Origin of the sequence: Stenotrophomonas sp. 3diitr2024, assembly GCF_042136455.1 — a bacterium.
GTDB classification, from domain to species: domain Bacteria; phylum Pseudomonadota; class Gammaproteobacteria; order Xanthomonadales; family Xanthomonadaceae; genus Stenotrophomonas; species Stenotrophomonas sepilia.
On the sequence record NZ_JBHHMJ010000349.1, the window covers coordinates 1 to 4,244 of the forward strand.

Sequence of the window (4,244 nt, forward strand, 5' to 3'; positions counted from 1 at the left end):
CTGCGCTGGGCCCAGCGCAGCCGCAACGCGCATGACGAGCTGGGCAACGACGCGGCCTTGTTCGGCATCGTCCAGGGGGGCGTGCACACCGACCTGCGCAGCCGGTCGGCCGACGCCCTGCAGGCGATCGGCTTCGACGGCTACGCCATCGGCGGCCTGGCCGTGGGCGAGCCGGAGCACGAGCGCAACGCCATGCTCGACCACCTGGATCCTGAGCTGCCGGGCGACCGCCCGCGTTACCTGATGGGCGTGGGCCGGCCGGAGGACCTGGTCGAGGGCGTGGCACGCGGCGTGGACATGTTCGACTGCGTGATGCCGACCCGTAATGCGCGCAACGGCCACTATTTCACCTCGTTCGGCACCGTTCGCATCCGCAATTCCCAGTACGCGCGGGACATGGACCCGATCGAGCCGGGCTGCGGCTGCGTGGCCTGCACCGGCGGTTACACCCGGTCCTACCTGCGCCACCTGGACCGCTGCAACGAGATGCTGGCGCCGATGCTGGGCACCCTGCACAACCTGTTCTATTACGAAAAGCTCATGGCCGACATCCGTGCCGCGATTGAGGCGGGAACCTTCCTGGCCTTCCGCGAGTCCTTCTACGCGGCACGCGGAGCGGTGGCCCCGCCGCTGTAACCCCGACGCCCCCTGCCGAACGGCCCAAGGACGAACGCCCGGGGCCGTGGCATACTTCAAGGCTGACCCAGATCCGCGGTCGACACCCCCGCCCCTCAAGGGACGGGAGCGCCGCCCAACCAAAGGACCAACGATGAACCTGCTTGCTTTCCTGATTCCCGCCGCCCACGCCCAGGCCGCCGGCGGCCAACCGCAGGGCATGGGCCTGACCACGCTGCTGTTCCCGATCATCCTGATCGCCATCATGTACTTCCTGATGATCCGCCCGCAGATGAAGCGGCAGAAGGAGCACAAGGCCATGCTGGAGAAGATCAAGCGCGGCGATGAAGTGCTGACCAACGGCGGCATCGCCGGCAAGGTCACCGACATCGGCGACCACTTCATCACCGTCGAAGTGGCCGACAACGTGCGCATCCGCGTGCAGAAGGGCGCTGTCGGTAGCGTGCTGCCGACCGGCACCCTGGATTCGGCCAAGTAAGCCACTCCCTTTCCGAAGCACAACCGCGGCGCCGGGGATGGCGCCGCGCGGGACCCAAGCAATGCTCGAATTTCCACGCTGGAAGTACGTCGTCATCCTGATCGTACTGGCGCTCAGCGCGCTGTATGCGCTGCCCAACATCTACCAGAAGGACCCGGCCATCCAGATCACCGCCAACCGTGGCGGGCAGATCGACGATGCGCTGCGCGACCGTGTGCTGGCCGACCTGAAAAAGGCCGGCATCGCCACCATCGGTGCCGAAAAGGAAGGGGAAAGCCTGATCGTCCGCCTGCCGGACCTGAAGTCGCAGTCCGCTGCCAGCGACGCCCTGCGTGACACCGTCGGCGAGAAGTACACCGTGGCGCTGAACCTGGCTTCGACCGTGCCGGACTGGCTGGCCAACCTCGGCGGTCGCCCGATGGTGCTGGGCCTGGACCTGCAGGGCGGCGTGCATTTCGTGCTGCAGGTCGACCAGAAGGCTGCCCTCGACAAGCGCCTGGATGCCTATACCGAAGACGTGCGCAGCACCCTGCGTGACGCGCGTATCGCCTACCAGTCGGTGGAACGCCGCGCCGACAACAGCATCGTGGCCAACCTGAGCCCATCCGCCGGCGATGACGCCGCGCAGCGCGCCCGCGCCGCGCTGGTCAAGGCGCAGCCGACCCTCGGCTACGACGTCAGCGGCAACCGCATCACGGTGACCGTGCCCGATACCGAGATCGCGCAGATCTCCAATGGTGCCATCGAGCAGAACATCAACACCCTGCGTAACCGCGTGAACCAGCTCGGCGTGGCCGAGCCGATCATCCAGCGCCAGGGTGCCGACCGCGTGGTCGTGCAGCTGCCCGGCGTGCAGGACACCGCCGAAGCCAAGCGCATGATCGGTGCCACCGCCACCCTGGAATACCGTGCGGTGGTTGAAGGCAATGCGCAGGACGCCATCAACTCCGGCCGCATTCCGCCGGAAGCGAAGGTCTACCAGCAGCGCGACGGCCGTGGCCCGATCCTGCTGAACAAGCGCGTGATCGTCACCGGCGACCAGATGGTCGGTGCGCAGGCGGTGACCGATTCGAACAGCGGCTCGCCGGCGGTCAGCGTGACGCTGAACAACGTCGGTGGCCAGCGCATGTTCGACTTCACCAGCGCCAACGTGAACAAGCCGATGGCGGTGGTCTACACCGAGCGCGTGCCGACCGTAACCGTCGTCGACGGGCAGGAAGTGCGTGGCTTCAAGGTCAACGAGGAAGTGATCTCGGTGGCCAACATCAACGGCGTGTTCGGCAAGAACTTCCAGACCACCGGCCTGCAGAAGAAGGAAGCCGAAGACCTGGCCAAGCTGCTGAAGTCGGGTTCGCTGGCTGCGCCGATGGACTTCGTCGAGGAGCGCGTGGTCGGCCCGAGCCTCGGCGCCGAGAACGTCAAGAACGGCATGCGCGCGGTGGTGTTCGCGTTCCTGTTCACCCTGGTGTTCTTCAGCGTGTACTACCGCATGTTCGGTGTGATCACCTCGGCAGCGATGCTGTTCAACCTGCTGATCGTAGTGGCGGTGATGTCGCTGTTCGGTGCCACCATGACCCTGCCGGGCTTTGCCGGCCTGGCGTTGTCGGTTGGCCTGTCGGTGGACGCCAACGTGCTGATCAACGAGCGTATCCGTGAAGAGCTGCGAGCCGGTGTGCCGGGCAAGACGGCGATCGTGACCGGTTACGAGCGTGCCTCGGGCACCATCCTCGACGCCAACCTGACCGGCCTGATCGTCGGCGTGGCGCTGTTTGCATTCGGTACCGGTCCGCTGAAGGGCTTCGCGCTGACCATGATCATCGGTATTTTCGCCTCCATGTTCACCGCGATCACCGTGTCGCGTGCGCTGGCGACGCTGATCTACGGCCGTCGCAAGAAGCTCCAGAACGTGGCCATCTGACGGGACGACACGCACAATGAAACTGTTTCCGCTGCACATCCTCCCGAACGACACCAAGATCGACTTCATGCGCTGGCGCCATGTCGCCATGGCAGTCACCATCGTGGTGTTCCTGGCCTCGGTCGCCATCATCGGCATCAAGGGCTTCAACTACGCGCTGGACTTCACCGGCGGCACCCTGATCGAAGCCCGCTTCGACAAGGCGGTGGATGTTGAGCAGGTCCGCACCAAGCTCGAGCAGAGTGGCTTCGAAGGCGCCCAGGTGCAGAGCGTCGGTGGCAACACCGACCTGCTGATCCGCCTGGCCCCGCACGGCGAGCATGCTCCGGGTACCGGCGACGCCGCCCACGAGGACAAGGCCACGGCCGCTGCCGTGGTGAAGGCGTTGTCCACTGCCGACAATCAGGCCACCGTGCTCCGCAACGAGTTCGTGGGCCCGCAGATCGGCAAGGACCTGGCGATGAATGGCCTGTATGCCACCATCTTCATGCTGGCCGGCTTCCTGATCTACATCGCAGTGCGCTTCGAGTGGAAGTTCGCGGTCACCGCCAGCATCGTGGCGATGTTCGACCTGATCGTGACGGTCGCTTACGTGTCCCTGCTGGGCCGTGAGTTCGACCTGACCGTGCTGGCCGGCCTGCTGTCGGTGATGGGCTTTGCGATCAACGACATCATCGTGGTCTTCGACCGCGTCCGTGAGAACTTCCGCAGCCTGCGCGTGGATTCGATGGAAGTGCTGAACCGTTCGATCAACCAGACGCTGTCGCGTACGGTGATCACTGCGGTGATGTTCTTCCTGTCCGCGCTTGCCCTGTACCTGTACGGCGGCAGCTCGATGGAAGGCCTGGCCGAGACGCATATGATCGGTGCGGTGATCGTGGTGCTGTCCTCGATCTTGGTGGCGGTGCCGATGCTGACGATCGGTTTCCTGCGCGTCAGCAAGCAGGACCTGCTGCCGAAGGCGAAGGACGTTGAGGCCCTGGCCCGTCGCCCGTAACCGTTCGCGCTGCACGCAACCCACAGAGAACCCCGCGCAAGCGGGGTTTTTTGTGTTGCAGGGCTTGCAGCCCTGCACCCACGGTAGTGCCGGCCGCTGGCCGGCAACAGCAACAGCAACAGCAACAGCAAGAGCGTGCCTTCCGTGGGTGGGCGGGGCGGTGTCGGAGTGCGGGGACGCCGCAAGTACGTCCGTGTAGGCTTGGCAGCCGCATC

Annotated in this window: 4 protein-coding genes; all 4 read left to right on the forward strand. The window is 65.5% G+C overall.

Annotated features, from left to right (window positions below; genetic code table 11):
* Positions 1–636 (forward strand): tRNA guanosine(34) transglycosylase Tgt (locus ABGA94_RS08795; protein WP_375367039.1); only part of this gene is annotated, 636 nt, incomplete at its 5' end.
* Positions 637–769: 133 nt separating this feature from the next.
* The gene (yajC, locus tag ABGA94_RS08800) at positions 770–1,114 is read left to right on the forward strand and encodes a preprotein translocase subunit YajC (RefSeq protein ID WP_005416201.1); all 345 of its coding nucleotides are present in this window, start codon (positions 770–772) and stop codon (positions 1,112–1,114) included.
* A 61-nt stretch (positions 1,115–1,175) separates the two neighbouring features.
* Entirely contained in the window at positions 1,176–3,032 is a 1,857-nt protein-coding gene (gene secD / locus ABGA94_RS08805) for a protein translocase subunit SecD (RefSeq protein WP_171958244.1), read from the forward strand.
* Positions 3,033–3,048: 16 nt separating this feature from the next.
* Positions 3,049–4,029, forward strand: coding sequence for a protein translocase subunit SecF (secF, locus tag ABGA94_RS08810; RefSeq protein WP_065185182.1), 981 nt, complete (start codon positions 3,049–3,051; stop codon positions 4,027–4,029).
* The last annotated feature ends 215 nt before the right edge of the window (positions 4,030–4,244 follow it).